General features: G+C 70.7%; 20 protein-coding genes. 13 read left to right on the top strand and 7 right to left on the bottom strand.

Annotated features, from left to right (window positions below; translation table 11 throughout):
• Positions 1-25 precede the first annotated feature (25 nt).
• The 3 genes from PLC66_RS10700 to PLC66_RS10690 all read right to left on the bottom strand — a co-directional run bounded on the left by PLC66_RS10700 (position 26) and on the right by PLC66_RS10690 (position 5,187).
• A complete protein-coding gene (locus tag PLC66_RS10700; protein ID WP_324540174.1) occupies positions 26-1,516 on the bottom strand; it encodes a sigma-54 interaction domain-containing protein in 1,491 nt (496 codons plus the stop codon).
• Between the two features lie 86 nt (positions 1,517-1,602).
• On the bottom strand, positions 1,603-3,741 hold the full coding sequence (locus tag PLC66_RS10695; protein WP_324540172.1) for an ATP-dependent helicase: 2,139 nt from the start codon (positions 3,739-3,741) through the stop codon (positions 1,603-1,605).
• 117 nt (positions 3,742-3,858) lie between these two features.
• The gene (locus PLC66_RS10690; protein ID WP_324540170.1) at positions 3,859-5,187 is read right to left on the bottom strand and encodes a tetratricopeptide repeat protein; all 1,329 of its coding nucleotides are present in this window, start codon (positions 5,185-5,187) and stop codon (positions 3,859-3,861) included.
• Positions 5,188-5,372: 185 nt separating this feature from the next.
• Here PLC66_RS10690 and PLC66_RS10685 point away from each other — a divergent pair, with 185 nt between their 5' ends.
• The gene (locus tag PLC66_RS10685) at positions 5,373-6,329 is read left to right on the top strand and encodes an AraC family transcriptional regulator (protein WP_324540168.1); all 957 of its coding nucleotides are present in this window, start codon (positions 5,373-5,375) and stop codon (positions 6,327-6,329) included.
• 181 nt (positions 6,330-6,510) lie between these two features.
• Positions 6,511-7,305, top strand: coding sequence for a caspase family protein (locus tag PLC66_RS10680; protein ID WP_324540166.1), 795 nt, complete (start codon positions 6,511-6,513; stop codon positions 7,303-7,305).
• 78 nt (positions 7,306-7,383) lie between these two features.
• Here PLC66_RS10680 and PLC66_RS10675 read toward each other — a convergent pair whose 3' ends face one another.
• Both PLC66_RS10675 and PLC66_RS10670 read right to left on the bottom strand, forming a co-directional pair.
• Positions 7,384-8,283, bottom strand: coding sequence for an LOG family protein (locus tag PLC66_RS10675; RefSeq protein ID WP_324540164.1), 900 nt, complete (start codon positions 8,281-8,283; stop codon positions 7,384-7,386).
• A 93-nt stretch (positions 8,284-8,376) separates the two neighbouring features.
• On the bottom strand, positions 8,377-9,387 hold the full coding sequence (locus PLC66_RS10670; protein ID WP_324540162.1) for an extracellular catalytic domain type 1 short-chain-length polyhydroxyalkanoate depolymerase: 1,011 nt from the start codon (positions 9,385-9,387) through the stop codon (positions 8,377-8,379).
• A gap of 361 nt (positions 9,388-9,748) precedes the next feature.
• Between PLC66_RS10670 and modA the strand changes: the two genes are divergently transcribed.
• The 3 genes from modA (at position 9,749) to modC (ending at position 12,533) form a co-directional block, all read left to right on the top strand.
• Positions 9,749-10,549: a molybdate ABC transporter substrate-binding protein gene (gene modA, locus PLC66_RS10665; protein ID WP_324540160.1), complete on the top strand. Its 801-nt coding sequence runs from the start codon at positions 9,749-9,751 to the stop codon at positions 10,547-10,549.
• Between the two features lie 69 nt (positions 10,550-10,618).
• Positions 10,619-11,308 carry a molybdate ABC transporter permease subunit gene (gene modB, locus PLC66_RS10660; RefSeq protein WP_324540158.1) on the top strand — a complete coding sequence of 230 codons (690 nt, stop codon included), beginning with the start codon at positions 10,619-10,621 and terminating at the stop codon, positions 11,306-11,308.
• 1 nt (position 11,309) lies between these two features.
• A complete protein-coding gene (gene modC, locus PLC66_RS10655; RefSeq protein ID WP_324540156.1) occupies positions 11,310-12,533 on the top strand; it encodes a molybdenum ABC transporter ATP-binding protein in 1,224 nt (407 codons plus the stop codon).
• A 7-nt stretch (positions 12,534-12,540) separates the two neighbouring features.
• Here modC and recD read toward each other — a convergent pair whose 3' ends face one another.
• Together recD and PLC66_RS10645 are read right to left on the bottom strand one after the other, a co-directional pair.
• Entirely contained in the window at positions 12,541-14,568 is a 2,028-nt protein-coding gene (recD, locus tag PLC66_RS10650) for an exodeoxyribonuclease V subunit alpha (protein WP_324540154.1), read from the bottom strand.
• Complete coding sequence (locus tag PLC66_RS10645; protein WP_324540152.1) at positions 14,565-18,554, bottom strand: UvrD-helicase domain-containing protein; 3,990 nt, start codon at positions 18,552-18,554, stop codon at positions 14,565-14,567. The genes recD and PLC66_RS10645 overlap by 4 nt, the downstream gene beginning before the upstream one ends.
• A gap of 169 nt (positions 18,555-18,723) precedes the next feature.
• Here PLC66_RS10645 and PLC66_RS10640 point away from each other — a divergent pair, with 169 nt between their 5' ends.
• The 8 genes from PLC66_RS10640 to PLC66_RS10605 all read left to right on the top strand — a co-directional run bounded on the left by PLC66_RS10640 (position 18,724) and on the right by PLC66_RS10605 (position 26,085).
• On the top strand, positions 18,724-19,740 hold the full coding sequence (locus tag PLC66_RS10640) for a sulfate ABC transporter substrate-binding protein (RefSeq protein WP_324540150.1): 1,017 nt from the start codon (positions 18,724-18,726) through the stop codon (positions 19,738-19,740).
• A 16-nt stretch (positions 19,741-19,756) separates the two neighbouring features.
• Positions 19,757-19,972: a TOBE domain-containing protein gene (locus PLC66_RS10635; protein ID WP_048709096.1), complete on the top strand. Its 216-nt coding sequence runs from the start codon at positions 19,757-19,759 to the stop codon at positions 19,970-19,972.
• Between the two features lie 7 nt (positions 19,973-19,979).
• Positions 19,980-20,669 (top strand): RBBP9/YdeN family alpha/beta hydrolase, encoded by a 690-nt coding sequence (locus tag PLC66_RS10630; protein WP_324540146.1) that lies wholly within the window; start codon positions 19,980-19,982, stop codon positions 20,667-20,669.
• A 52-nt stretch (positions 20,670-20,721) separates the two neighbouring features.
• Positions 20,722-21,231 carry a rhodanese-like domain-containing protein gene (locus tag PLC66_RS10625; protein WP_324540144.1) on the top strand — a complete coding sequence of 170 codons (510 nt, stop codon included), beginning with the start codon at positions 20,722-20,724 and terminating at the stop codon, positions 21,229-21,231.
• 23 nt (positions 21,232-21,254) lie between these two features.
• Positions 21,255-22,232, top strand: a complete 978-nt coding sequence (gene cysK / locus PLC66_RS10620; protein ID WP_324540142.1) for a cysteine synthase A — start codon at positions 21,255-21,257, stop codon at positions 22,230-22,232.
• Positions 22,229-23,206, top strand: coding sequence for a serine O-acetyltransferase EpsC (epsC, locus tag PLC66_RS10615; protein WP_324540140.1), 978 nt, complete (start codon positions 22,229-22,231; stop codon positions 23,204-23,206). Before cysK ends, epsC begins: the two co-directional genes overlap by 4 nt.
• Positions 23,207-23,306: 100 nt before the next feature.
• On the top strand, positions 23,307-24,245 hold the full coding sequence (locus tag PLC66_RS10610) for a family 2A encapsulin nanocompartment shell protein (RefSeq protein WP_324540138.1): 939 nt from the start codon (positions 23,307-23,309) through the stop codon (positions 24,243-24,245).
• The gene (locus tag PLC66_RS10605; RefSeq protein ID WP_324540136.1) at positions 24,214-26,085 is read left to right on the top strand and encodes a family 2A encapsulin nanocompartment cargo protein cysteine desulfurase; all 1,872 of its coding nucleotides are present in this window, start codon (positions 24,214-24,216) and stop codon (positions 26,083-26,085) included. Before PLC66_RS10610 ends, PLC66_RS10605 begins: the two co-directional genes overlap by 32 nt.
• Positions 26,086-26,202 lie beyond the last annotated feature (117 nt).

Below are 26,202 nucleotides of genomic sequence, written 5' to 3'. Positions count from 1 at the left end.
CCTACGGCGGAGCCCGCAACGAGCCTCAGCGCTCGATGCCGTGCTGCTGCAGCTTGGCGTAGAGCCCGGCGCGCGAGATGCCGAGCCGGCTCGCGGCCAGGCGGCGATTGCCGCCGCAAGCCTGCAGCGCCGACAGCAGGGCCTTGCACTCGGCCCGCGCCAGGGTGTCGGCGAGCGGCTCCACGCCCTCGTCGAGGCGCATCGCAGCCGACTTGCGGGGCGAACCCAGATCCGCGTCGCGCACGTCCTTGACGACGGCCGGCGCGCCGCCGCCCAGCAGCGCGGCGAGCACGCCCGCATCGAGCGGGCCGCTGTCGGCGCTCAACTGGGCACGCTCGAGCAGGTTGCGCAGCTGGCGCACGTTGCCCGGCCAGGGCTGGGCCGCGAGCAGGGCGAGCGCATCGTCGGCGAGCTCGAGCGGACGCTGACCGGAGCGCGCGGCGATGTCGTCGAGCAAGGCCTCGACCAGGGCGCGGATGTCCTCGCGCCGCTCGCGCAGGCTGGGCACGCGCAGCGCCAGCACATTCAGACGGTAGAACAGGTCGGCGCGGAAGCTGCCTTCGGCCACGCGCGCCTCGAGGTCCACATGGGTGGCGGCGATCACCCGCACGTCGAGCGGGCGCACCTGGTTCGAGCCGAGCGGCTCGACCTGCTGCTCCTGCAGCACGCGCAGCAGCTTGACCTGCAGCGGCAGGGACAGGTCGCCGATCTCGTCGAGGAACAGGGTGCCACCGTTGGCGAGCTCGAACTTGCCCAGCCGCGCCTTGCGGTCGGCCCCGGTGAAGGCGCCGGGCGCGGTGCCGAACAGTTCGGCCTCGACCAGGTTGTCCGGCACCGCCGCCATGTTCACCGCGACGAAAGGGCCGTCGGCGCGCGCCGACAGGTTGTGGATGCCCTGCGCGAGCAGCTCCTTGCCGGTGCCGGTCTCGCCACGCAAGAGCACCGTGGCGTCGAGCTGGGCGGCACGCCGGGCCTGACGCTTGATCTCGGTCGCCAGCGCGCTGGTGCCGATGAAGTTGGCGATCGTATAGCGCGCGCGCCGCGCCTGCAGCAGCGCGCGCTCGGCCTCGGCCAGGCGCGCCTGCAGGCGGCCGTACTTCTCCATCAGCGGCTTCAGGTGGCGGGCGCGGTCGAACAGCACGAAGCCGAGCGCTCCCACCACAAGGCCATCGTCGTCGCGCAACGGGATGCGGGTGACGACGAAGTGCTCATCGCCGAAGGGCATCAGGTCGAGCAGGCTGGGCTGGCCGCTGTCGACCACCTCGCGCAGCCGGCTCGACGGCAGCACCTCCTCAATCTCGCGCCCGAGCGCGCTGCGCCCGTCAGCCAGGCCGATCTTGCTCGCGTACTTGTCGCTCATCCACACGATGCGCGCCTGACGATTGATCGCCACCGTGCCCTCGCACTGGGCATTGAGATGGTCGAACAGCAGCGGCATCGCCACCGCGCGGAAATGCTCGGGCGAGATGCCGATCTTGAGGCCGTTTTCGTCGAGGTCGGCGGCGGACAGACCCATGGGCAGCCTTTCAAAAGGGAAACGGTGGCCGATTATGGAACCGCCCTTCCCGCGCAGCAACGATCGCGGCGCGCACGGCCCCCCCCTCACCGCCACATGTCGCGCATCTTCGCCGCCAGGTCGATCGCTGCCTGGCGCGAGGCCGGCGAGCCCTGCAGTTCGGGCGGCGGGGGCGGCCAGCTCAGCTGCTCGAAGTGACCGAGCAGGCGGTTGGGGATGAAGCGGGTGCGTCCGGCATACACATGGCGGTCGCCCATGCCCATCTGCTGGGTAACGTAGAAGCGCTGCGGCACGATGAGATCGAGGCTGTCCCTCGCACGCGTCATCGCCACGTAGAGCAGGCGCCGCTCCTCCTCGATCTCGGCGCTGTTGCGGGTGGCGACATCGGACGGGATGCAGCCGTCGACCACGTTCAACACGCTCACCGCGTTCCACTCCTGGCCCTTGGCCGAATGCATGGTCGACAGGATCAGGTAGTCCTCGTCGAGCAGCGGCATGCCGGCCTCGCCGCTGGTGGCGCTGGGCGGGTCCAGCGTCAGTTCGGTGAGGAAGCGCTGGCGGCTGGGGCTGGTGGCGGCGATGCGGGCGAGTTGCTGGATGTCGAGCACGCGCAGCGCGAAGTCGTCGTACAGGCGCGGCATCTGCGCCTCGTACCAGCGGCAGGCGAGCTCGAAGTCCGCCGGCCACCGCGGGCGCTCGGCCAGGCGGTCTACGAGCGCGGCGAATTCCAGCCAGCCGGCGCGCGCGGCCTCGGGCACCGGTTGCTCGGCGAGCAGCGAGCAGCCCTCGGATGCGGCGCAGACGTTGTCGAGCACGCGGCCGGCGGTCCTGGGGCCGATGCCGGCGAGCAGCTGGATGGCGCGGAAGCCCGAGATCCGGTCGCGCGGGTTCTCGGCCCAGCGCAGCAGCGCGAGGACGTCCTTGACGTGGGCCGCCTCGAGGAACTTGAGGCCGCCGAACTTCACGAACGGGATATTACGCCGGGTGAGCTCCAGTTCCAGGCGCGCGCTGTGCGCCGAGGCGCGGAACAGCACCGCCTGCTGCTTGAGCTTGAGCCCTTCCTCGCGCCGCGCCAGCACGGTATCGACGACGAAGGCGGCCTGGTCGGCGTCGTCCTTCACCGCCACCAGGCGCGGCCGCTGGGCCGACTCGCGCTCGGACCACAGGTTCTTGGTGAAGCGCTCGGCGGCGAGCGCGATCACGGCGTTGGCGGCGTCCAGGATCGGCCGGGTGGAGCGGTAATTTCGTTCGAGTGTCACCACCTGCGCTGGCGGATCGAAGGCGGCGGGGAAGTCGAGGATGTTGCGCACGGTCGCGCCGCGGAAGGCGTAGATCGACTGCGCGTCGTCGCCAACCACGGTAAGGCCGCGGCCGTCGGGCTTCATCGCTAGCAGGATCGCCGCCTGCAGGGGGTTGGTGTCCTGGTATTCATCGACCAGCACGTGGTCGAACAGGCCGCCGATCTCGGCGCCGAGTTCAGGCTCGACCACCATCTGCGCCCAGTACAGCAGAAGATCGTCGTAATCCAGCACCTGCTGCGCCTGCTTGGCCTCGACATAGCCGCGGAACAGGCGCTTGAGCTCGCCCTCCCACTGCGCGCACCACGGGAAGCTCGCCTGCAGCACCTCGGCGAGCGGTGCCTGCGTATTGACCGCCGCCGAGTAGATCGCCAGGCAGGTGCCCTTCTGCGGAAAGCGCTGCTTCGTCGCCGACAGGCCCGCCTCGTGGCGCACCAGGTTCATCAGGTCGCCCGAGTCCTCGCGGTCGTGGATGGTGAAGCCCGCATCCAGCCCGATGCGTTCGGCGTAATCGCGCAGCAGGCGTGCGCCGATGGCGTGGAAGGTGCCCGACCAGTGCAGCTCGGCCTGCGCCAGGCCGGGGCGGCCGGCGGCGACCTGAGCCAGGATGCGCCGCACGCGCCGGCCCATCTCGTCCGCCGCACGGCGCGAGAAGGTGAGCAGCAGCATGCGCGAGGGGTCGGCGCCGTGGGCGATCAGGTGTGCCACCCGATGCGCCAGGGTGTTGGTCTTGCCCGAGCCGGCGCCGGCAATCACCAGCAGCGGCGCCGACGGCGTCGGGCCACCGCCTGCGCGGCCCTTCTCGTCCGTGACTCCATGCTCGACCGCCGCCCGCTGCGCCGGGTTGAGGCGGGCGAGCGGATCGGACGCGGGACGGTCGGGTGCGACTGCAGCGGTGGCGGCAGCCGGAAGGGGCGAAGGCGGCATGGCTGTAATTATATTCAGCCAATGCCGCTGGCGATAGGGCGAGCGTGAGGCCTCGGCTGGCCGGGCCTGCCGCAGCCCGGCCAGCTCGGCGCGGCGGGCCGGGCTGCGACGCCGGGCTCAGGCTGCCGCCCGCAGCGGCGCGGCGCGCTGCAGCAGGAGCCGGGTCAGCGGACTGTGGGGCCGGGTGCCGACGCGCTCGTTGCACAGGGCCAGCGCGAGCGCCTGCTGGCCGTCGCGCAGCGCCGCCTCGATCAGCGTCAGGTCGAGCACGCTGCGCTGCGCATGGCTGCCGCCGAAGCGGTGGGCGATCTCGCGCACGTCGCGGATCAGGCGCACGGTCTCGTCGTAGCGCCGCTCGCCGAAGGCGCGGATCGCCCGCGTCAGCGGCTGGCCCACCTCGCGCGTGAAGGCGGCGTTGTCGCCCGCGCCCGCCATCGCCGCGCGCTGCGTCTCCAGCACGGTCTCGACCAGATCGAAGCGGCCCGCGGCAACGAAGGCCATCGTCGCGTGCACATCGTTGAACGCATAGTTGCCCGCGGCCGCCAGGGGCTGCCAGTCCTCGGCCAGGCTGTGCCAGCGCGTGCCGACGTCGATGCCGCGCAGCTGCAGGCGCCACAGCATCGCCGAGGCGTCGATCATGTCGAGGATCACGGTCGAGCGCTCGCCGCGGATCGGCCCGTCGTACAGTGCCAGCACTTCGTCGATCTCGCCCAGCTCGAGGTGGTAGAGGGCGAGATGCCACCAGTTATGCACGCGGAAGAAGCTGTCGGTGGACCACGCCGCAGGGTCGGCGCGCATCCAGGCGATGCCCTCGCGCTCGCGCCCCTGCATCTCCATGACGTGGGCGACCGCATGCTGGGCCCAGCCGTCGCGCGGCTCGATGCCGACCGCCGTGCGTCCCTGCGCCTCGGCGCGGGCATAGTCGCCGCACTCCTCGAGGCCGAAGGCATGCATGCCGAGCAGCACGTGATAGCCGGGCGTGGCCTGCGACCAGGCGGGCAGCGCGCGCGCGATGCGGTCGCGCAGCAGGCGGGCGTTGCCGACGTAGAAGTCGATCAGATGCCCGGCCTGCAGGGCGAGCAGGTCGAGCGGATCGGCCACGCTGACATCCTCGAGGAGGCGTCCGGCGCGCCGCCAGTGGCCGTCCAGCACCGCCGCCAGTGCCGCGACATGGCCGCGCTCGCGCGCGTTCGACGGCAGCGCCGCCGCGCTGGCATGACAGGCGCGGGCCACGGGGATGGCCTCGGGCTCGGTGCCGAGCAGGTGCAGCCAAGCCTTCAGCACGTGAGCCATGACGAAGTCCGGCCGTTCGCTCAGTGCCGCATCGACGCTGGCGACCGGATCCTCGATGTAGCAGTGGAACTGGCGCAGCGCGCGTGCATAGTGGGCCGCGCTGCGGGCGTCGGCGCCGGTGAGGGAAAGGCCGCGTTCATCGTGGATGTTCATGTGTCGTCTCCTTGGGGTCGGGGTGCGTCTGCGCGGCCCGCCGGCAACGAGGCTGGCGGTGCGTACGCGCAGTGCTAAGGTAAGTTCATGCCGAGGCGCGCACCATGTCCGCAACGCCGGAAGTCTTGACCGTGACGCCGGGCGGACACCAGAGCGCCATGAGGAGGACAAAGGGGGTAAGGACCTTGGATGCGCTGTCCCATGTGTTCGCAGCCGTCCGCCTGTCGGGCGGAGTGTTTCTCGATGCCGAGTTCACCGCGCCGTGGTGCGTGTCCTCGCAGGTCGGGCCCGAGGAGTTCCCGCAGGGCGTGATGCCGGCCCATCTCATCGCCTATCACTACGTGGTGGCCGGGCGCATGCATGTGCAGGTGGGCGATGCGGCGCCACTGAGCGTCGAGGCCGGTGAGATCGTGCTGCTGCCGCGCAACGACGCCCACCTGCTTTCGAGCGCGCCCGGCCTGCGACCGAGCACGATCGACGAGCACCTCGAACCGCCGATCGACGGTAGCCCGGCGATGCTGCGCATGGGCGGCGGCGGCGAGGCGACACGCATCGTGTGCGGGCTGCTCGGCTGCGACGCGCCCCATAACCCGCTTGTCGCCACCCTGCCCGCCATCCTCAAGCTGGCGATGCGGGACGGCACCGGTGGGGCCTGGATCGAGACCTCCTTCCGCCATGCGGCGGCCGAGTTCGCCGCCGGCGGCGTCGGCTCGGCGGCCGTGCTCGGCAAGCTCGCCGAGCTGCTGTTCGTCGAAGCGGTGCGCCGCTACCTCGACAAGCTGCCCGCCGACCAGGCCGGATGGCTCGCCGGCCTGCAGGACCGGGTGGTCGGTCGCGCGCTCGCGCTGCTGCACGCGCGCGTCGCCCACCCCTGGACCACCGAGGCGCTGGCGCAGGAGGTCGGCCTGTCACGCTCGGCCTTCGCCGAACGCTTCAGCGCCCTGGTGGGCACGCCGCCGATGCATTACCTGGCGAACTGGCGCCTGCAGCTGGCCGCGCTGCGCCTGCGCGACAGCCCGGCGTCGACGGCGCAGATCGCCTACGAGGTCGGCTATGAGTCCGAGGCGGCCTTCTGTCGCGCCTTCAAGCGCCATTTCGACACCACCCCGGCGGCGTGGCGCAGACGGCAGGGCGCTGGATAGGCTCGGCGCTGGATAGGCCGAGTGGTGCCCCGCGGCGCGAGGCGCGTGCGCCTTCTGTCGCGCGCTTGATGCATCTCCAGCTGGCAGCGGGTCGGGGCGACCACTATGCTCAAAGGGTCCGCCGGCGCGCTGCCCAAGCGGTGCTTTGCCCACCCATCCACGTTGCCTCGAGGAGAAAACCATGGCCAAACGCGCGCTCTGCATCGGCATCAACGACTACCCCGGCACCGACAGCGACCTGTCCGGCTGCGTGAATGACGCCCGCGACTGGAGCGCCATGCTGCAGGGGCGCGGCTTCGTGGTGCAGACCCTGTTCGACGCCCAGGCCACCCGCGCCGCCATGCATGCTGCCATCGAGTCCCTGGTCGGCGGAGCCAAGAATGGCGACACCATCGTGTTCACCTATTCCGGCCACGGCACCTGGGTCGAGGACGAGGACGGCGACGAGCCCGACGGCCGCGACGAAGGGCTGTGCCCCTACGACATCGGCACCGCCGGCCCGCTGCTCGATGACGACCTGCGCGCGCTGTTCGACCGCCGCGCCACCGGCGCGCGCCTGATCCTGATCGCCGACAGCTGCCACTCGGGCTCGGTGCATCGCGGCGACGACAGCGAGCTCGACGCCGGCGGCCCGCGGCCGCGCTTCATGCCGCCCGAGGTGTGGATGAAGGCCGCCGACCTGCCCCAGGCCCCGCGCGCCTCCTCGCTCACCCTGATCGGCGGCATGCGCCGCGCCGGCGGCGACCTGCTGCTGGCCGGTTGCCGCGACGAGGAGTTCAGCTGGGACACCAGCTTCGGCGGCCGCCCCAACGGCGCCTTCAGCTTCTATGCGCTGAAGACGCTGCGCGAGCAAAAGCCGAAGAACTACGAGCAGTGGCACGCGGCCATCCGCAAGTACCTGCCGTCGACCCGGCTGCCGCAGGAACCGCAGATCGCCGGCATGCGCACGGCGCGCAAGATGCCGATCTTCGACTGAGCGAGGCGCCAGCGCCGCCGCTCAGTGGCCCGGGCCGCGACGCCCTGGGCCAACGACGCCGCGCGGCGCGGCCGCGCCTCAGTTCCCCTTCACCTGGCGCGCGGTGAGCGTGGGGTTGTCGCCGCTGTAGGCCGCCTTGATGGCGTCCCAGGCCTCCTCGGCGGTCTCGGCGTAGTGGAACAGGTTCTTGTCCTCCGGGCTGATCACGCCGTGCTCGACCAGCACGTCGAAGTCGATCAGGCGCTGCCAGAAGTCGCGCCCGATGAGCACGATCGGGCGACGGCGGATCTTCCGCGTCTGCGTCAGCGTCAGCACCTCGAACAGCTCGTCGAGCGTGCCCAAGCCGCCGGGAAAGCTCACCAGCGCCACCGCCCGCATCAGGAAGTGCATCTTGCGGATCGCGAAGTAGTGGAACTGGAAGCACAGCTCGGGCGAGATGTAGGGATTGGGCGCCTCCTCGAAGGGCAGGAAGATGCTCATCCCCATGCTGCGCCCGCCGGCCTCGAAGGCACCGCGGTTGCCCGCCTCCATGATCCCCGGGCCGCCACCGGTGGCGACGATCACCGGCTCGCCCAGCGCCTCGGCCTCGCGCGTGACCAGTTCGCCGAAGCGGCGCGCTTCTTCGTACCAGCGCGCGTTCTTCACCATCTGCCGCGCGCGTCCGATGGCCGCCTCGTCGCCGCTCGCGACCGCATCCTCGAGCATGCGGGCGGCGACATCCGGCGCCTTGAAGCGCGCACTGCCGAACACCACCACGGTGGATTCCACCCCCTGTTCCTGCTGCACCAGCTCGGCCTTCAGCAGCTCGAGCTGCAGCCGCACCGGGCGCAGCTCGTCGCGCAGCAGGAACTCGGTGTCGGTGAAGGCCATGCGGAAGGAGCTGCCCGGCCCGTCGTAGGGCGAATGCGGCTGGGCAATGCGGGCCTCGTCCTCGGCAGAGGGGAAGTTGCGGGCACGGATGGGGGGTTTGTCGCTCATGGGGAATCCTTTTGTGCGGGTGCAACATGATGGCAGCCATTCGAGACGGTGGCGAGACCGCCGCGTCGGCCACAGGTGAATCCGCAAGCGCGATCAGGGCGAAACCGGCCCGCCCTCGCGCAAGCGTTCGGCAACGAAGCGCCAGATCAGGCGCGCGGCGTCCGGCCCGCGTGGGTCGCTGAAAACCTGGCCGCCATCGCCGCCACTCCACGCATGCCCCAGGCCCTCGACTTCGCACAGGCGCGCACGCAGCCGGCGCCCGCAGCGGTAGTCGCTGACCATCATCGCCAAACGCTGCCCGCGCTGCACGCGGCGCGGCGCGGCGGCACGCGCGCCGGCGGCCTTGGCCCAGTCCTCGACCGCGTCCTGGCCATTGCGCGCGGCCACCACATGGTCGTCCCGACCATGGATCACAAGCAGGGGCGGAAGATTCTCCGGCAAGGGCGCGCCGGCCTCGTGGCGCCGACCGCTCATCGCCGCCAGCGCGCCGGCAGCCGACTGGGCGCGCCCCGGCGGCACGCCGGCGTGCATGGCCACCGCACGAAAGCGCGTGGGATAGCGGACGGCGAGCAGGGCCGCCATGCTCGCGCCCGCCGAAAAGCCCGCCACCGCCACCGCCTCGGCATCGACCGGGTACAGCAGGCAGACCTGCTCGATCGCCTTCATCAGCGTGGCTGCTTCGGCGTCGGCGTGACGGCTGCGCGTGTCGTACCAGTTCCAGCAGCCCTGCGGATTGGCGCTGCGGTCCTGCTCGGGATAGAGCACCAGGAAGCGCTCGCGCGCGGCGATCGGGTTCATCCGCGTGCTCTGGCCGAACTGGCTCGCCGTCTGGCCGCAGCCATGCAGCATTACCAGCAGCGGCAGGCGCTCGGCCTTGCCCACACCCTGTGGACGAAACAGGTGAAAGCGCCGCAAGCCCGCCGGGCCGACGGCCTGACCGGCGATCCAGTCGCCCTTGCCCGCCGGCGGCGCGCGGTGATGGGCAACGGCCTTGGCCGACCGCCGCATCATGTCGCCAGCCGCACGTTGTCCGGCACGCAGCATCGAGCGCGTCACCTTCTCAAGGGCGCGCGTGAGCGCGGCGCTGTTGCGGCGGCGGCTCATGGTATGCGGTGGCTCATGGCGTTGTTCCTCAATGCGGTCAGGACCGTCACGTCGGGCGGAAGCGCGCCGCGTGGGTGGGGCGGACAGACGCAAGGGCGCAAGGGCACACTCGCCGCCGCTCAGTTCCACGCGCCCAGTATGACCTGAGACACCTGGATGGCAACCGCCACCGGCCAGGTCGAGCTCGCGCTGCACCGTGACGCGGCCAGGCCGCAGCGCGACGACCCAGCCGTCGAAAAGCTTGCGTGCGCTGACCTAAGGACTCCCCCAAGCTTGATGGCGAACAGCCACTATTTTTATATACTCGACCGCCTATCAAGTTGAAGACTTAGCAGGTGGCGGCGCGGCTGGCGACCTACGATTGACCCCGACCGAGGGCACGACCATGCAGCCGATCCGCCTTTTCCTGATGAGCCTGGCCTTGCTGTTGAGTGCCGGGATGGTGCATGCGGGAACGTTCACCATCGCCGCCGCATCCGATCTGCGCTTCGCGCTCGACGAGGTGATCACCGAGTACCGCAAGGCCCATCCGGATCACGAGGTCGCGGTGATCTACGGCTCGTCGGGCAAGATGAGCACGCAGATCATCAACGGCGCGCCCTTCGACATCTTCTTTTCCGCCGACATCTCGTTTCCGCAGCGCCTGCATGCCGAGGGATTTGCCGCCACCGAACCGGCGGTGTACGCGATCGGCCGCATCGTGATCTGGAGCAACACCCTGGACGCCTCCACGCTGACCCTTGCCGACCTGGCCACCGACCCGCGCATCCGCCGCCTTGCCATCGCCCAGCCCGCACATGCGCCCTACGGCCTGCGCGCGCAGGAGGCCCTGCAGGCCAGCGGCGTGTGGGAGGCGGTGCAGGGCAAGCTGGTGTTTGGCGAGAACATCGCGCATACCGCGCAGATGGTGGAATCGGGCGCCGCCGAAGCGGGCATCATCGCGCTGTCGCTGGCCCGGTTTCCGGAGCTGGCCAGGCACGGCCATCACCTGATCGACGATGCCCTGCACGAGCCGCTGACCCAGGGCTACATCGTCACCACCCGCGGCGCGCGCAAGGCGGGGGTAATGGACTTCGCCGCCTTCATGGAGACCGACCTCGCACATGCCATCATGGAGCGCTACGGCTTCGTGATGCCCGCGCGCCAGGACGCGCAACGCTGACGAAGCGCCGGACGCGATGCACGCAAACACGGCTGACCACCGCGCGCCCGTGACCTGACCGGACTCTCCATGCTCGGACTCGGACCCCAGGATTGGCAGGCAATCGAAGTCACCTTCAAGCTCTGCCTGTACACCACCCTCATCCTGCTCGTGATCGCCACGCCACTCGCCTGGTGGCTGGCGGCCGGGCGCTCCAATGTTCGCACCGCCGTGCAGGCACTGGTCGCCCTGCCGCTGGTGCTGCCGCCCACCGTGCTCGGTTTCTACCTGCTGGTCGCGCTCGGCCCGCGCGGTGTCGTGGGCAGCACGCTGGAGGACATCGGCCTGAGCCACCTGGCCTTCTCCTTCGAGGGCATCCTGGTGGCATCGGTGCTGTACTCGATGCCCTTCGCCGTGCAACCCCTGCACGAGGCCTTCAGCCAGTTGGGCCGCCGACCCATCGAGGTGGCCAGCGCCCTGGGCGCGAACGCGGTGGACCGCTTCCTGACCGTGGTCCTGCCGCTCACCCGCGGCGGCTTCGTGGTCGCTTTCACGCTCACCTTCGCCCACACGCTGGGCGAGTTCGGCGTGATCCTGATGCTGGGCGGCAGCATCCCGGGCGAGACCAAGGTGCTCTCGGTGCTGATCTACGACCACACCGAAGCGCTCAACTACGACGCCGCGCACCGCCTGTCGCTCGGCTTGCTGGTGTTCTCCTTCCTGACCCTGTTCGTGGTGTATGCCATCAACCGCAGGTTCCGCGTCGCCAGGGTGGGCTGAGATGAGCGACACCTCACCGGCCCCCGCCGCCATCCCTGCCATCACCCCCAACAGGGCACCGACCAAAGGCCCCGGCGCGCTGGCGGCGGCCACGCTGTCCGTGCGTGCCCGGCTGCAGCGCGCCGGGTTCGCGCTCGAGGTCGATGCCGCACTGCCGCTCGCCGGCGTCACTGCGCTGTTCGGGCGCTCGGGCTGCGGCAAGACCAGCCTGCTGCGCGTCATCGCCGGTCTCGACCGCGTCGCGGGCGCCGACGTGCGCTTCGGCGACGAGGTCTGGCAGCGCGGGCGCCACTTCGTGCCGCTGCACCGGCGCCGCATCGGGCTGGTGTTCCAGGAGCACAGCCTGCTCCCCCACCTGGGCGTGCGCGACAACCTGCTCTACGGCTACCGGCGCACCCCGCCCGCCGAACGCCGCCTGCACCTGCAGGAGGTGGTGGACATGCTGGGCATCGGCGAGCTGCTCGAGCGCAGCATCGACAAGCTCTCGGGCGGGCAGCGCCAGCGCGTGTCGCTGGGGCGCGCACTGCTCACCAGCCCGCGCCTGCTGCTGCTCGACGAGCCGCTTTCGGCACTGGACACCCAGACCAAGCGCGAGATCATGCCCTTCCTGTCGCGGCTGGCGGCGGAGGCCGGCGTACCGATCGTGATGGTCAGCCACGCGCCCGAGGAGGTCGAGCGCCTGGCCGACCGGGTGGTGTTCATGCGCGACGGCCGGATCGATTGCATCGAGACCCTGCGCCAGGCCCTCGCGCGCAGCGACTCGCCGCTGTTCGCCGACGCGGGCGCGGTGTCGGTACTCGAAGGCCTGCCCGGCGCAGTCGGCCCCCACGGCCTGCGCGCCTTCGGCACCGAGGGCGCGCGCCTGTGGCTGTCGGCGGGCGGCGCGGCAGTCGGCGAGGGGCAGGCTGGCGAAGCCTTCGCGACCCAGCCGCCGGCGGCCGAGACGGCTGCGTCGCCGCCGCGCAGACTGCAGCGCCTGCGCATCCTGGCGCGCGACGTCAGCCTGGCGCTCGACGACCCCACGCGCATCAGCATCCAGAACCACCTGCGCGTCACCATCGAACGCATCGAAACCCACACGCCGGGCCGGGTGCTGGTCACCTGCCGCCTGGCCGATGACCAGCTGCTGCTTGCCGAAGTCACGCCGTGGTCGGTCACGCAGCTCGGCCTCGCGCCGGGGCAGCAGGTCTATGCGCTGATCAAGTCGGTGGCGCTGCTCGGCTAAGCCTTGTTCAGCGGCCCTCCAGCCGTGCGCGCAGGCCGGAACTGCGCAGCGTCGGCCGCGCGCAGGCGTCGATGAACACCGCACCCGGTCCGGCCAGCGTGACCCGGCGTGCGGCGCGGGTGACGCCGGTATACAGCAGTTCGCGGCTGAGCACGCGGGCCGACTGCGCCGGCAGCACCATCAGCACCTCGTCGAACTCCGAGCCCTGGCTCTTGTGCACCGTAAGCGCGAAAGCGAGCGCGTGCTCGGGCAGGCGCAAGGGGGCGACGCGACGGTAGCCGCCATCGGCCTGGGGGAAATGCACCGTCAGCTCGCCGCTGCCGTCCGCCAGACAGAGGCCGACATCGCCGTTGTAGAGCCCGAGCAGGTAGTCGTTGCGCAGCACGATCAGCGGACGGCCGGCATACCAGGGCGAGGCGGCGCCGGCCTCGGGCGGCAGGCCGAGCGCTGCGCGCAGGCGGCGCTCGAGGTGGGCGTTGAGGGCCGCCAGGCCACGCCCGCCCGCATGCACGGCGACCAGCACGCGGAAGCGGTCGAAGGCGGCGAACACGGCGTCGAGCGCGTTGCCCGGCATGGGCCCGACACCCCGTCCACGCGCCTCGTGTCGCCCCCCCTGCCCCGCTGGGACGGCAGTCGACGCCAGCTCCCGCACGGCAGCGAAGTAGGCGGCGTAGCCGGCCTCGATCGCGGCCACGGTCTCGGCGGCGGGGCGCGCCTCGTCATCGTCGATCCAGCGTGCGTCGGCGTCCGCCGCGGCGCGCAGCCAGTCGAGCGCAGCCTCGCCACGGCCGGCGCGGATGTCGGCCGCAAGCCGGCCGATGCCGGAGTCGGCGCGAAAGCGGTGGCTCTCGCTAAGCCACACCACGCAGTCCTGCAGCGGCGCAGCGGGGACGCCCGCGTCATCCACGGGCCTGCCTGCCGATGCAGCCTGCACCGTACCTGCAGCCGCAGGTGCCCGATCGGCACGCGTGCCTGCTTCCTCTACCGCCACCCCATCCGCCGCCACCTCATCGGCCATCACCACCCCAAGCGCGGCGCAGCGCGCGCGCAGGCCGGCGCTGAACACCTGCTGCGCCGACAGGTCGGCGAACACCGCACCCGCCTCCACCGCGGCGAGCTGGTCCTTGTCGCCGAGCAGCACCAGGCGTGCGCCCGCAGGCAGGGCATCGACCAGGCGGGCGGCGAGGGCGAGGTCGAGCATCGAGGCCTCGTCCACCACCAGCACGTCGAGCGCAAGCGGATTGCCGGCGTGGTGGCGGAAGCGGCCAGGCTCGGGGGTGACGCCGAGCAGGCGGTGCACGGTGTAGGCCTCGCCCGGCAGCAGGGCGCGCAGGTGGGCCGGCAGCGCGGCCGCGCGCCGGCGCAAGGCCTCGAGCATGCGCGCCGCCGCCTTGCCGGTAGGCGCGGCGAGCGCGATGCGCAACGCCGGCTCGGCGTCGAGCAGGCAGGCCAGCAGGGCGGCGACGGTGGTGGTCTTGCCGGTGCCGGGGCCGCCGCTGACCACGGTGAGCCGGCTGCCGAGGGCAAGGGCCACCGCCAGCTTCTGCCGGTCGGGGCGGCCGTCGGCGCGCGGCGGGAACAGGCCATCGAGCAAGGCCCGGTCCACCGCCACGGCGGCCGCCGGCGCGGCGGCGCGCGCGCGCAGCGCGGCGGCGAGCGCGCGCTCCTGGTCGAAGTGGCGGCGCAGGTAGAGGCGGCCGTCGGCGTCGAGCACCAGCGGCTGCGCCGACGCCCCCCTGCACACCGCCTGCGCCGCGGCCACCACGCCGCTGTCGAGCAGTGCCGCGCGCAGGCTGGGCAGGTCGTCCACCGCGGCCGGCGGGGCATCGAGCGCCGCCAGCGGCACGCAGACATGGCCGGCGGCCGTGGCGCGGGCGAGCGCCAGCGCGGCGCATTGCAGCGGCGCCCGGCTCGCGGCCGGCGCGCCGAGGCTGGCCGCCCAGTCGAGCAGGTGGCGGGCGAAGCCTTCGGCGAGGTCGATCTCGGCCGGCGGCAGGCTGTCGAAGCGGAGGGCGGTGGATGCTGTCGTCGTCATGCCTCGATCGCCTCGGATGCGGCGGGCGCCGCGGCGACGAGCCGATCGAGGGCGAGGAGGTCGGCCTGCGCCGCGCGGTGGTAGAACACGCCGCAGGGCTGGCCGTCGAGCTGCCAGTGCGGGCGCACGCCGCGCACGAACAGATAGAGCACGCCGCCGAAGTGCCTCGCGTAGTCGTAGCCCGGCAGGCTGCGCTGCAGATGGCGGTGCAGCGCCAGGGTGTAGAGCAGGTGCTGCAGGTGGTAGCCATGGGCCTGCATCGCGGCCTCCAGGCGTGCGGGTGCGTAGTCCTGCGGCGTGTCGCCGAGGTGGTTGGACTTCCAGTCCAGCACCCAGTAGCGGCCCTCGTGCTCGAAGACGAGGTCGATGTAGCCCTTGAGGTAGCCGGCGAGGTCCTTGAAGTCCAGCCGTGGCGCGCGGTAACCGCGCGCGGCCAGCCAGGCGTTGAGCTGCGCCGCGCCAAGCCCGGGCGCGGGCAGGTGGAAGCCGAGTTCGACGCGGCGGCGGGCGGCGGTGACGCCATCCAGGCGCAGGCTCGCGCCCCCCGCCGGCGCCAGCAGCGGCGTGGCGAGCACGTCGTCGAGCATGCGCCGCAGGCGCTGCGGCTGGCGCGCAGCCTCGAGGGCGCGCTCGCGCTCACCCAGGGTCGCGGGCGGGCGTTGCGGGTGGGCCTGCAGCGCGGCGGCGATGGCCGCCTCCCAGCCCGCCGGGTCGCAGAAATCGATGGCCTCGAACAGCGCATGCAGGCAGTCGCCTGCCACCGGGCCGCGCGGGAAGCGCAGGATGTCATCGGCGGGGATGGGCTGGACGGTGCGCGCCGCGTGCGGAACGGCGTCCGGCGCGCCGGGCGGGCTCGGGTCGGCGGCCGACAGGGTGCCGGGGAAGGTCTCAGCAACGGCGTCGTCCGATGCGGCAAGGTCCGGATCCGCTTCTGCCTCGACGGCTTCCGCCCCGTCCGTCGCAGGCACGGCCAGCGCCCGGGCATCATGGTCGCGCGCCGCCAGCTCGTGCGCTGCGCCCGAGATCAGCGCGCTGAAGCTGCCGATGCGCCAGCCCGCGCCCACCTGCGGCGGACGCTGGGCGCGCGGGCGCTGGGCGGCGGCGGACTGCGCCGCGAGTGCCTCGGCCTCGCCGCTCGGCAGATCGTCCAGGCGCATCACCGGCCGGCCTTCGTGTTGCGCCGCGGCCACCAGCGCGCGCCACTGCGCGTCGATATCGGCCGGGCTCCGCTTGTGGGCGTCCCACTGCGCCGGGCTCATGCCGGCGCCCGCCGCCATCCAGTTGAGCAGGCTGCGCCCGCCCTCGCTGTGGCTCATCGACTTCCCTCTCACGGTGGCATAGCTGCCCACCACCAGGTAGCAGCGCTGCACGGCACGGGTGAGCGCGACGTAGATCAGGCGCAGGTCCTCGGCCTGGCGCTCGCGGCGCAGGCGGGTGGCGATCTCCTTGGCATCGGCGGGGTCGGCACGGTAGTCGAGCACCAGCTCGCCGTCGTCGTCATGCCAGGCGCGCATCGGCCCTTCGCTGCCATTGCGGCTGTAGCCGTCGAACAGGAAGGGACAGAAGACGATGCCGTACTCCAGGCCCTTGGCGCGATGCACCGTGACGATCTGCACCAGGTTGCGGTCCGACTCCAGGCGCAGCTGGGTGGCCTCGCCGCCGCGGACGTCGGCACGGCGGCTGGCGAGGCTGCGCAGCAACACCTCGGGCGAGGCCTGGTCGGCGGATTGTTGCAGCAGCTCGGCCAGGTGCATCAGGTTGGTGAGGCGGCGCTCGCCGTCGGCGCGCGCGAGCAGGCGGGCGGCGACGCCGGCATCGCTCATCCACTGCCGCAGCATCACGCCAAAACCCCGCGCCAGCCACAGCTCGCGCCAGCGCGCGAAGGCCTCCAGGCTCGCGAGCAGGGCCGCCTCGTCGGCCGCCAGGCGAGCGAGCGCGGCGGCGTCATGGCCCATCGCCGAGGTGGCGAGCGCGGCCAGCACGCGGCGTTCGCGGCCGGGCTCGGCGATCGCCAGCAGCACGCGCTCGAGCTCCTCGGCGTCCTCGGTGTGAAAGACGCTGGCCTGCGACAGCTCGACGCTGCCCACACCCACCTCGGCAAGTGCCTGGCGCATGCGCGCGCCCTGGCTGTGGCTGCGCACCAGCACGGCGATGTCGGCAGGCGCGAGCGGCCGCTCGCCGATACGGATGCGCCCTGCCGCGCCGGCCGCGATCAGACGCGCGATCTCGGCCGCGCTCGCACGCGCGGCGCGGCGCAAGGCCGCGGCACGTGCCAGGCGCACGCCGCCGCCCGCATCCGCAGCACCGTCCTCGCCGGCCTGCCCATCGCCCTCTTCAGCCTGTTCACCCTCGGCGGCGGCCGCCAGCGTCTCGTCGCGCGGGATGCGCCACAGCCGCAGCGGCGGCCCGGGGTCGCCCGGCGCTGCACCGCCCTCCCCGGCCTCGGTGTCGTCGATGAGCGGCGTGCGCGGCCGGCTGCCGGCGCCGACCTGTACGTAATCCAGCCCGGCCATCATGAACACCGCCGGATTGGCGCCGAACAGCTGGTTGCAGGCCTCGATCAGCGCCGGCGCCGAGCGCTGGTTGTGGGCCAGGGTGTAGCGTGCGTCGGCCCGCTCGCGCGCCATCAGATAGGTGAACAGGTCGGCGCTGCGGAAACTGTAGATCGCCTGCTTGGGGTCGCCGACCAGGAACAGGGTGCCGTGGCGGCCCTCGGCGCGGTAGATGCGGTCGAAGATGCCGAACTGCAGCGGATCGGTGTCCTGGAACTCGTCGATCAGCGCCACCGGGTAGCGCGCGTGTAGCGCCGCCGCGAGCCAGGGCTGGGCGCCGCCGTGCAGGGCCTGGTGGGCATTCCACAGGATGTCGTCGAAGGCGATCTGGCGCTCGTCGCGCTTGCGCCGGCGCAATTCCTGCACTCCCGACTCGATGCAGCGCCGCAGCAGGCCGGCGCGCAAGCCGTCGAGCAGGGCATCGGCCTCGGCGCGCGCGGCAAGCAGCTCGGCGGCGGCATCGAAGAAGGGGTGCGCAGGCGGCGCCAGGCCGCGCTTGAGCGCGTCCTTCTTGCTGCGCGCGAGCAAGGTGTCGGCGGCGAGCAGGGCGAGCTTGTGGTCCTTGGGCAGGGGCGCGGAGACGTCGTGCGCAGCCAGCCACTGCGCCCACTCGGCGCCCGCGCGTACCACCGCCTCGGCCCTGTAGCTGGTGGCGTTGAGGTGCTCGAGGCTCGCCAGCACACGCTCGACCGCGGCCCCGCGCGCGCCGGCCAGCGCGCGCGCCGCGGCCCAGGCCGCGTCCAGGCGCGCCTGCGCGGCGTCGACCGCGGCGGCCGACCCGGCGTCGTCAGGCGCGCATCCCGCCTCGTCCCACAGCACGCGGGCGAGCGGGCGCGCCATGTGGCGGCCGAGGGTGTCCGCCCAGGCATCGGGGTTGTCCCGCCGCGCCAGCAGGTGGGCGGCGAGCGCAGCCGGCAGCGCGCCGCCGGCGATCTCGCGCCGCCAGAAGTCGCGCACCACCTCCAGGCGCAGCGCGTCGTCGTCCTCGACCAGCTCCAGCGCATAGGGCAGGCCGGCGGCGAAGGGCGTGTCGGCGAGCGCGCGCTGGCAGAAGCCGTGGATGGTGAAGATCGCCGCCTCGTCGAAGACCTGCAGCGCATGGCGCAGGCGCGTGCGCATCTGCCCCGCGTCGAGGCCGCGCGCCTGCACCGTCTCGAGCAGGCGCGGCACGAAGGGGTCGCCCCCGGGGGCGCCACCGTCGAGCACGCGCAGGGTCTCGACGAGACGATCGCGGATGCGGCCCGACAGCTCGGCGGTGGCGGCCTTGGTGAAGGTGACCACCAGCAGCGACTCCACCTCCAGTCCGCGTTCGAGCAGCAGGCGCAGGTAGAGCCCGCAGATGTTCCAGGTCTTGCCGGTGCCGGCCGAGGCCTCGACCAGGCGGACGCCATCGAGCGGGCAGTGGAAGACGTCGAGTTCGGGGGCGGCGGACATGGCGGCGATGGTAACGGAGGGCGGCGCGGCGCGCAGCAGGCGCCGCTGTCAGCGCTGGGACAGCGGCACAGCGTGAAACGAATAAGCAATGCGTTTTTTCTTGGTTCAGGTCACCAGGCCGGACAGATAGATTTCGTTCATCACCGACACCCCAAGAAGGAGCAAGACCATGAAGTTCAGCCCGATCCGACGCAGCCTGCTCGCCCTGACACTCGCCGCCGGCCTCTCCAGTGGCCTCGTTGGCGGCGCCCAGGCGCAGACCACCCTGCTCAACGTGTCCTACGACCCGACACGTGAGCTCTACCAGGAATTCAACCCCGAGTTCGCCAAGCACTGGCAGGCGCAAACCGGCGAGACGGTGACGGTGCGCCAGTCGCACGGCGGCTCGGGCAAGCAGGCGCGTTCGGTCATCGACGGCCTCGACGCCGACGTGGTCACGCTGGCGCTGGCCTATGACATCGACGCCATCGTCGAACACGCGGGCAAGCTCGCGCCCGACTGGCAGAAGCGCCTGCCGCACAATGCCTCGCCCTACACCTCGACCATCGTCTTCCTGGTGCGCAAGGGCAATCCCAAGAACATCAAGGACTGGGACGACCTGATCAAGCCCGGTGTCGAGGTCATCACCCCGAACCCCAAGACCTCGGGCGGCGCGCGCTGGAACTACCTGGCGGCCTGGGGCTACGCGCAGCAGAAGTACGGCAGCGAGGACAAGGCGCGTGAATACGTCACCGAGCTGCTCAAGCACGTGCCGGTGCTCGACCCCGCGGCGCGCGGCGCCACCAACAGCTTCGTCCAGCGTGGCCTGGGCGACGTGCTGCTGGCCTGGGAGAACGAGGCCTTCCTGTCGATCAACGAGCTCGGGCCGGACAAGTTCGAAATCGTCGTGCCCTCGGTGTCGATCCTGGCCGAGCCGCCGGTCGCCGTGGTCGACTCGGTGGTCGACAAGCGCGGCACGCGCAAGGCCGCGGAAGCCTACCTCGAATACCTCTATTCGCCGGTCGGCCAGAAGCTCGCCGCCAAGCACTACTACCGCCCGGTCAAGCCCGAACTCGCCGACCCCGAGCACGTCGCCCGCTTCCCGAAGGTGAACTTCATCACCATCGAGGACCTGGGTGGCTGGCAGGCCGCGCAGAAGAAGCACTTCTCGGACGGCGGCACCTTCGACCAGATCTACGCCAAGTAAGGCAAGGAGCGCAGACATGGCCATCCAGGCAATCAACGTCCGCAACCAGTTTCGCGGGCGAGTGAAGGAAATCATCCGCGGCGACGTGGTCAGCGAAGTGGATGTGGAGACGTCATCGGGCATCGTCACCTCGGTGATCACCACGCGCTCGGTCGACGAGTTGGGTCTCAAGCCCGGCTCGGAGGTCGTGGCGCTGGTGAAATCGACCGAAGTGTCGATCGCGACGCTCTGAGGCGGCCGTGCGCCAGACGGTCCTGATCGTCCCCGGCTACCGCGGTAGCGGTGCCGGGCACTGGCAAACCTGGCTCGAAGGCGAATTGCCCGAAGCGCGCCGCGCCGAAGGCATCGACTGGGATACGCCGCTGCTGGCGCGCTGGGCGGGCGAAGTGCGCAGGGAGATCGACCAGGCAGCAGGCACGGTGTGGCTGGTGGCCCACAGCTTCGGCTGTCTGGCCAGCGTGGTGGCGGCAGCGGACCGTCCGCACAAGGTGGCCGGTCTGTTGCTGGTCGCGCCTGCCGATCCGGAGCGCTTCGAGTTGCTCGGCGTGCGCGAGGACCCCCGACGCACGCCCGGCGTCAGCGCCTTTCTGCCGCAGTCGGCCTTCAACTGTCCAAGCATTCTGGCCTTCAGCCGCAGTGACCCATGGCTCAAGCCACCGATTGCAAGGCAGTGGGCAGAGCGCTGGGGAAGCAAACTGGTCGATGTCGGCGATGCCGGCCATATCAATGCCGAATCAGGCCATGGCCCCTGGCCGCTTGCGCTCGAGCTCTTGCAGCAACTGCAGGACACGGCAGCCGACCTCCCGCTCGGGCTGATCGCGCCGCAGGGCGGCGGCCCGCTCCGAGGACGAAGCAGCGTGCTGGCCCGGCTCCGTCACCAGACGCGACGCTCCCTGAATGTCCGGGGAAGCCTCCCGCTGCGTCCCTGAGCCGGATCCCCAGAACCCCCGCTACACCGACACACAACAAGGAGGAGCCACCATGACAAACAGCGCAATCGCAGCCCACGTCGCCATCGATGCAGAAGCCACATTGACCCGGGATCGCCCCCCTCATCCCATCCTCGAGCGCGCCCGCTCACAAGCTCGCTCCGAGGGCCTGCCCTATGCAGGCGGCGTGACGCCCGCCGACGCGTGGACGCTCGTCTCGGAAGGTGAAGCGGTGCTGGTCGACGTGCGTAGCGGTGAGGAACGCAAGTTCGTCGGCCATGTGCCCAACTCCTTGTTCGTCCCTTGGGCAACGGGCACCGCGCTGACCCGCAACCCACGCTTCGTGCGCGACCTCGAGAACAAGGTCGGCAAGAACGCCACAGTGCTTTTGCTGTGCCGCAGTGGCAAGCGCTCCGCCGCCGCAGCCGAGGCGGCCACCAAAGCCGGCCTCAAGAATGTGTTCAACGTCTTCGAGGGTTTCGAAGGCGACCTGGACGACAAGCAGCGCCGCGGCACCTTCAACGGCTGGCGCCACGCCGGCCTGCCCTGGATACAGGACTAATGGAAAGAATCAGGAGTGGAATGATGTCGCATTGGTACGCAGACAACGCAGAGTCCATCGGTCGCACGCCCCTGGTGCGTCTGAACCGGATCATCGACGGCGCCCAGGCCACGGTGCTGGCGAAGATCGAGGGCCGTAACCCCGCCTATTCGGTCAAATGCCGCATTGGCGCGTCAATGGTCAAGGATGCCGAGGCGCGCGGTCTGCTCGGCCCGGGCAAGGAACTGGTCGAGCCGACCAGTGGCAACACCGGCATCGCGCTCGCGTTCGTCGCTGCGGCCAAGGGCATCCCGCTGACGCTGACGATGCCGGAAACGATGAGCGTCGAACGGCGCAAGCTGCTGGTCGCCTACGGCGCCAGGCTGGTGCTGACCGAAGGCGCGAAGGGCATGCCCGGCGCCATCGCCAAGGCCGAGGAGATCGCCGCCTCGGACCCGGACAAGTACGTGCTGTTGCAGCAGTTCAAGAACCCTGCGAACCCGGCGATCCATGAGACCACCACCGGCCCTGAAATCTGGAACGACACCGAGGGAGCAATCGACATCCTGGTCTCGGGCGTGGGCACCGGCGGAACGATCACCGGCGTGTCGCGCTTCATCAAGCACACCAAGGGCAAGGCCATCCACACGGTCGCGGTCGAACCCGCCGCCAGTCCGATCCTGACCCAGGCACGCAGTGGCGAACCCCTCAAACCGGGGCCGCACAAGATCCAGGGCATCGGCGCGGGCTTCGTGCCGCAGGTGCTGGACCTGTCGCTGGTCGATAGCGTCGAGCAGGTGAGCAACGAAGAGGCGGTCGACTACGCGCGCCGCCTCGCACGCGAGGAAGGCATCCTGGCCGGCATTTCCTGCGGCGCAGCCGCGGCCGTGGCCGCACGCCTGGCGCGGCAAGCCGAGCATGCCGGCAAGACGATCGTCGTCGTCCTGCCGGACTCGGGCGAGCGCTACCTCAGCTCGGTGCTGTTCGAGGGCCTGTTCGACGCCGCGGGGATTGCAGCATGAGACTCCCCGGCCACCCTCACGTCAGCGTCATTGCGCCAGCGGCCTGCGCCGAGGGCGGATGGGATCTCGAGCGCATCGTCGTCGAACTGCGCCAGGCACGCGAACGCTGGCGCGAGGCCCAGCAGCGCAAGCGCGAGTTCGGGGTGCGCGAGTTCCCCTCGCGTGATGCGCTGCAGGAGATCGCGTCGGCCCTGTGCAGCGGCCTCTTTCCGATGCGGCTCGGGCCGACCGACCTGTGCCAGGAAGGCGAGGACTTCTACGTCGGCCATACGCTCCACAGCGCGCTCAACGCGCTGCTACACCAGGTACGGCTCGAGCTGGCCTACCAGGCGCGGCACGATCACGGCGAGGCGCGCAGCATCGTCGCTCGCGCCGAAAGCATCGTGCACCGCTTTGCCGCCGACCTGCCGCGCCTGCGCGTGCTGCTCGACACCGACGTGCAGGCGGCCTTTGACGGCGACCCCGCCGCGCGCAGCGTGGATGAGGTGCTGCTGTGCTACCCGGGCGTGCTGGCGATCATCCACCACCGCCTGGCCCACACCCTCTACCGGCTCGGCGCCCCACTGGTCGCGCGCATCCTGTCCGAGATCGCACACTCCCAGACCGGCATCGACATCCATCCTGGCGCGCAGATCGGCGCCGCCTTCTTCATCGACCACGGCACCGGCGTGGTGATCGGCGAGACCGCGGTGATCGGCGAGCGCGTACGCCTGTACCAGGCGGTGACGCTCGGCGCACGCAGTTTTGCCAGCGAAGCCGATGGCACCCTGAGCAAGGGCGGTGCGCGCCACCCTGTCCTCGAGGACGACGTCGTCATCTACGCCGGCGCCACCGTGCTGGGTCGCATCACCATCGGCCGCGGGTCGAGCATCGGCGGCAACGTGTGGCTGACGCGCAGCGTGCCCCCAGGCAGCCATGTCACGCAGGCCGGCCTGCAGCATGGGCAGGTCGAGGGCAAGGTAGCCACCACCTAGCTTCGGCCCGGCGGTTCGCGCATGGAGCGCCGTCTTTCGCGCTCGACCCCCTTACCGATTTCTTTTCATCACGCCTGCTTTGCAGGATCAAGGAGTAACCATGGCCGCAGAAAACACAGTGCATCATGCGCTCGGCGATACCGCCGCCCGCCAGCTTGCCAATGCCACCAAGACCGTTCCCCAGCTGTCGACCATCTCGCCGCGCTGGCTGGTTCACTTCCTGCAGTGGCTACCGGTCGAGGCCGGCATCTATCGCCTGAACAAGGTCAAGAATCCGCAGGACGTCAGGGTGAGCTGCTCGCAGCGCGACGGCGAGGGCGACCTGCCGCAGATCTTCGTCGACTACGGGGAGCAGCCGCGCGAATACTTCCTGAACGCGGTCACGACCGTGCTCGACGTGCATACGCGCATCTCCGACCTCTACAGCAGCCCGCACGACCAGATCAAGGAACAACTCCGCCTGACGATCGAGACCGTCAAGGAGCGCCAGGAGTCGGAGCTGATCAACAATCCGGACTACGGCCTGCTCGCCAACGTCGCCGACGAGCAGCGCATTTCCACGCTGACCGGCGCGCCGACACCGGACGACCTCGACGACCTGCTGACCAAGGTCTGGAAAGAGCCCGCCTTCTTCCTGACCCACCCGCTGGGCATCGCCGCCTTCGGCCGCGAATGTACCCGCCGCGGTGTGCCGCCCCCCACCGTGTCGCTGTTCGGCTCGCAATTCCTGACCTGGCGCGGCATCCCGCTGGTACCGTCGGACAAGGTGCCGGTCGAGGACGGCAAGACCAAGATCCTGCTGCTGCGCGTCGGCGAGAAGCGCCAGGGCGTGACCGGCCTGTTCCAGCCGGGTGTCGCTGGCGAGCAGGGCCCGGGCCTGTCGGTGCGCTTCATGGGCATCAGCCGCAACGCCATCGCGTCCTACCTGGTTTCGCTCTACTGCTCGCTGGTCGTCCATACGGAAGACGCGCTGGCCGTTCTCGATGACGTTGAAGTGGGCAAGTACCATGACTATTCCGCTCTCGATACCTACAAGTGAGGGGGTCGCCGCGCTCGATGGCGGCGCACCTGCAGGTTTGCCCGACGTATCGGTGCTGGCACAGCTCGCCGGCGAGTTCTTCGCCGCGTTACCCAACGGCAGCCCCGACCTGCGACTCCCCTTCAGTGCGCCGCAGCCGGCGCAACCCAAGATTGCGCTGGGTAACCGGGCGCCCGCGCTGGCGCCGGCCATCGGCACACCCAACGCCGCCCCAGAGCCCGTTGTCGACCGTGCGCCTGCCGTCGGGCGCGCCGCAAACCCGGCCTACGGCGTGCCCGAAGCGCATGCCGCCGCACTGCCGAGCGTCAATTCGCCGCCCGCACCACAGCCTGTCGGCGGCTCACCGTCGCCGTACTATTTCCTCGGCGAGTCCAGCGCCTACCCGCCTGCCTCGCCGTCCGGCCACGATGCAGCCACGGCGGTACCGGAAGACCGCATCACGGCGAAATCCTACGGCCTGCCGGGAGATGGCGAGCTGCGTGCGCTGCTTCATGGACTGGACGCGGGCCAGCGTACCGCCACACCCGGGGCACCCGCCCCGTCTGCACCTGCGTTCTACTTTCTCGACCCGGCCGCGGAGCAGCCGGCACCGGCAGTGGCGCAGGGTGCGCACCCACCCTTCGACGTGCATGGAGTGCGGCGCGACTTTCCCATCCTGCAGGAACGGGTCAACGGCAAGCCGCTGATCTGGTTCGACAACGCTGCCACCACGCACAAGCCGCAGGCGGTGATCGACCGACTGGCCTACTTCTACCAGCACGAAAACTCCAACATCCACCGCGCCGCGCACGAACTGGCGGCGCGGGCGACCGATGCCTACGAAGGCGCGCGCGACAAGGTGGCGCGCTTCCTGGGGGCATCCTCGCCGGAGGAGATCATCTTCGTGCGCGGCGCCACCGAAGGCATCAACCTGATCGCCAAGACCTGGGGCTGGCAGAACGTCGGCGAGGGCGACGAGATCATCGTTTCCCACCTCGAGCACCACGCCAACATCGTGCCCTGGCAGCAACTCGCCGCCGCCAAGGGCGCGAGGCTGCGGGTGATTCCGGTCGATGACTCGGGCCAGGTGCTGCTCGACGAATACCGCAAACTGCTCAACGATCGCACGAAGATCGTCGCGGTGACGCAGGTCTCGAACGCGCTGGGCACGGTCGTACCTGTGAAGGAAATCGTCGCGATGGCGCATCGTGCCGGCGCCAAAGCGCTTGTCGATGGTGCGCAGTCGGTGTCGCACATGCGGGTGAACGTGCAGGACATCGATGCCGACTTCTTCGTGTTCTCGGGGCACAAGGTGTTCGCCCCGACCGGCATCGGCGCGGTGTACGGCAAGCGCGAGGTGCTGGAGGACATGCCGCCGTGGCAGGGGGGCGGCAACATGATCGCCGACGTCACGTTCGAGAAGACGATCTACCACGGTCCACCGACCCGCTTCGAGGCGGGCACCGGCAACATCGCCGACGCGGTCGGCCTCGGCGCGGCGATCGACTACGTCGAGCGCATCGGCTTGGAGAACATCGCGCGCTACGAGCACGACCTGCTCGTCTACGCGACGCGCGGACTACTGACGGTTCCCGGACTGAAGCTGATCGGCACGGCGCAGGACAAAGCCAGCGTACTGTCCTTCGTGCTCAACGGCTACACCACGGAGGAAGTGGGCAAGGCGCTCAACGAGGAGGGCATCGCGGTGCGCTCCGGCCACCACTGCGCCCAGCCCATCCTGCGGCGCTTCGGGGTCGAGGCCACGGTGCGGCCTTCACTGGCGTTCTACAACACCTGCGAGGAAGTCGACACGCTGGTGGCCGTGCTGCAGCGGCTGGTACGGGCGCGCACTGCGCGCTGAAACCTGTCAAACCCGGTTCGAAAGCCCGCTGCGCCCATTCGGCAAGGCGGGCTCTTTCGGCTTCACGATCGGGTGCAAGCGCAGCATATCGGCCGTCTTCGAGCTGAAAGTGCTGGC

The sequence above is a fragment of the Thauera sp. genome (assembly GCF_035444905.1).
Classification (GTDB): Bacteria; Pseudomonadota; Gammaproteobacteria; order Burkholderiales; family Rhodocyclaceae; genus Thauera.
The sequence above is the reverse complement of the archived record's forward strand: the minus strand, read 5'-3'. Positions and strand labels throughout refer to the sequence as shown.

What these genes read in the sequence shown, in the direction of transcription:
- PLC66_RS10700 (WP_324540174.1), bottom strand. Translation starts at nt 1,516, where the DNA reads ATGGGTCTGTCCGCCGCCGACCTCGACGAAAACGGCCTCAAGATCGGC.
- PLC66_RS10695 (WP_324540172.1), bottom strand. Translation starts at nt 3,741, where the DNA reads ATGCCGCCTTCGCCCCTTCCGGCTGCCGCCACCGCTGCAGTCGCACCC.
- PLC66_RS10690 (WP_324540170.1), bottom strand. Translation starts at nt 5,187, where the DNA reads ATGAACATCCACGATGAACGCGGCCTTTCCCTCACCGGCGCCGACGCC.
- PLC66_RS10680 (WP_324540166.1), top strand. Translation starts at nt 6,511, where the DNA reads ATGGCCAAACGCGCGCTCTGCATCGGCATCAACGACTACCCCGGCACC.
- PLC66_RS10675 (WP_324540164.1), bottom strand. Translation starts at nt 8,283, where the DNA reads ATGAGCGACAAACCCCCCATCCGTGCCCGCAACTTCCCCTCTGCCGAG.
- PLC66_RS10670 (WP_324540162.1), bottom strand. Translation starts at nt 9,387, where the DNA reads ATGAGCCGCCGCCGCAACAGCGCCGCGCTCACGCGCGCCCTTGAGAAG.
- modB (WP_324540158.1), top strand. Translation starts at nt 10,619, where the DNA reads ATGCTCGGACTCGGACCCCAGGATTGGCAGGCAATCGAAGTCACCTTC.
- modC (WP_324540156.1), top strand. Translation starts at nt 11,310, where the DNA reads ATGAGCGACACCTCACCGGCCCCCGCCGCCATCCCTGCCATCACCCCC.
- recD (WP_324540154.1), bottom strand. Translation starts at nt 14,568, where the DNA reads ATGACGACGACAGCATCCACCGCCCTCCGCTTCGACAGCCTGCCGCCG.
- PLC66_RS10645 (WP_324540152.1), bottom strand. Translation starts at nt 18,554, where the DNA reads ATGTCCGCCGCCCCCGAACTCGACGTCTTCCACTGCCCGCTCGATGGC.
- PLC66_RS10640 (WP_324540150.1), top strand. Translation starts at nt 18,724, where the DNA reads ATGAAGTTCAGCCCGATCCGACGCAGCCTGCTCGCCCTGACACTCGCC.
- PLC66_RS10635 (WP_048709096.1), top strand. Translation starts at nt 19,757, where the DNA reads ATGGCCATCCAGGCAATCAACGTCCGCAACCAGTTTCGCGGGCGAGTG.
- PLC66_RS10625 (WP_324540144.1), top strand. Translation starts at nt 20,722, where the DNA reads ATGACAAACAGCGCAATCGCAGCCCACGTCGCCATCGATGCAGAAGCC.
- cysK (WP_324540142.1), top strand. Translation starts at nt 21,255, where the DNA reads ATGTCGCATTGGTACGCAGACAACGCAGAGTCCATCGGTCGCACGCCC.
- epsC (WP_324540140.1), top strand. Translation starts at nt 22,229, where the DNA reads ATGAGACTCCCCGGCCACCCTCACGTCAGCGTCATTGCGCCAGCGGCC.
- PLC66_RS10610 (WP_324540138.1), top strand. Translation starts at nt 23,307, where the DNA reads ATGGCCGCAGAAAACACAGTGCATCATGCGCTCGGCGATACCGCCGCC.
- PLC66_RS10605 (WP_324540136.1), top strand. Translation starts at nt 24,214, where the DNA reads ATGACTATTCCGCTCTCGATACCTACAAGTGAGGGGGTCGCCGCGCTC.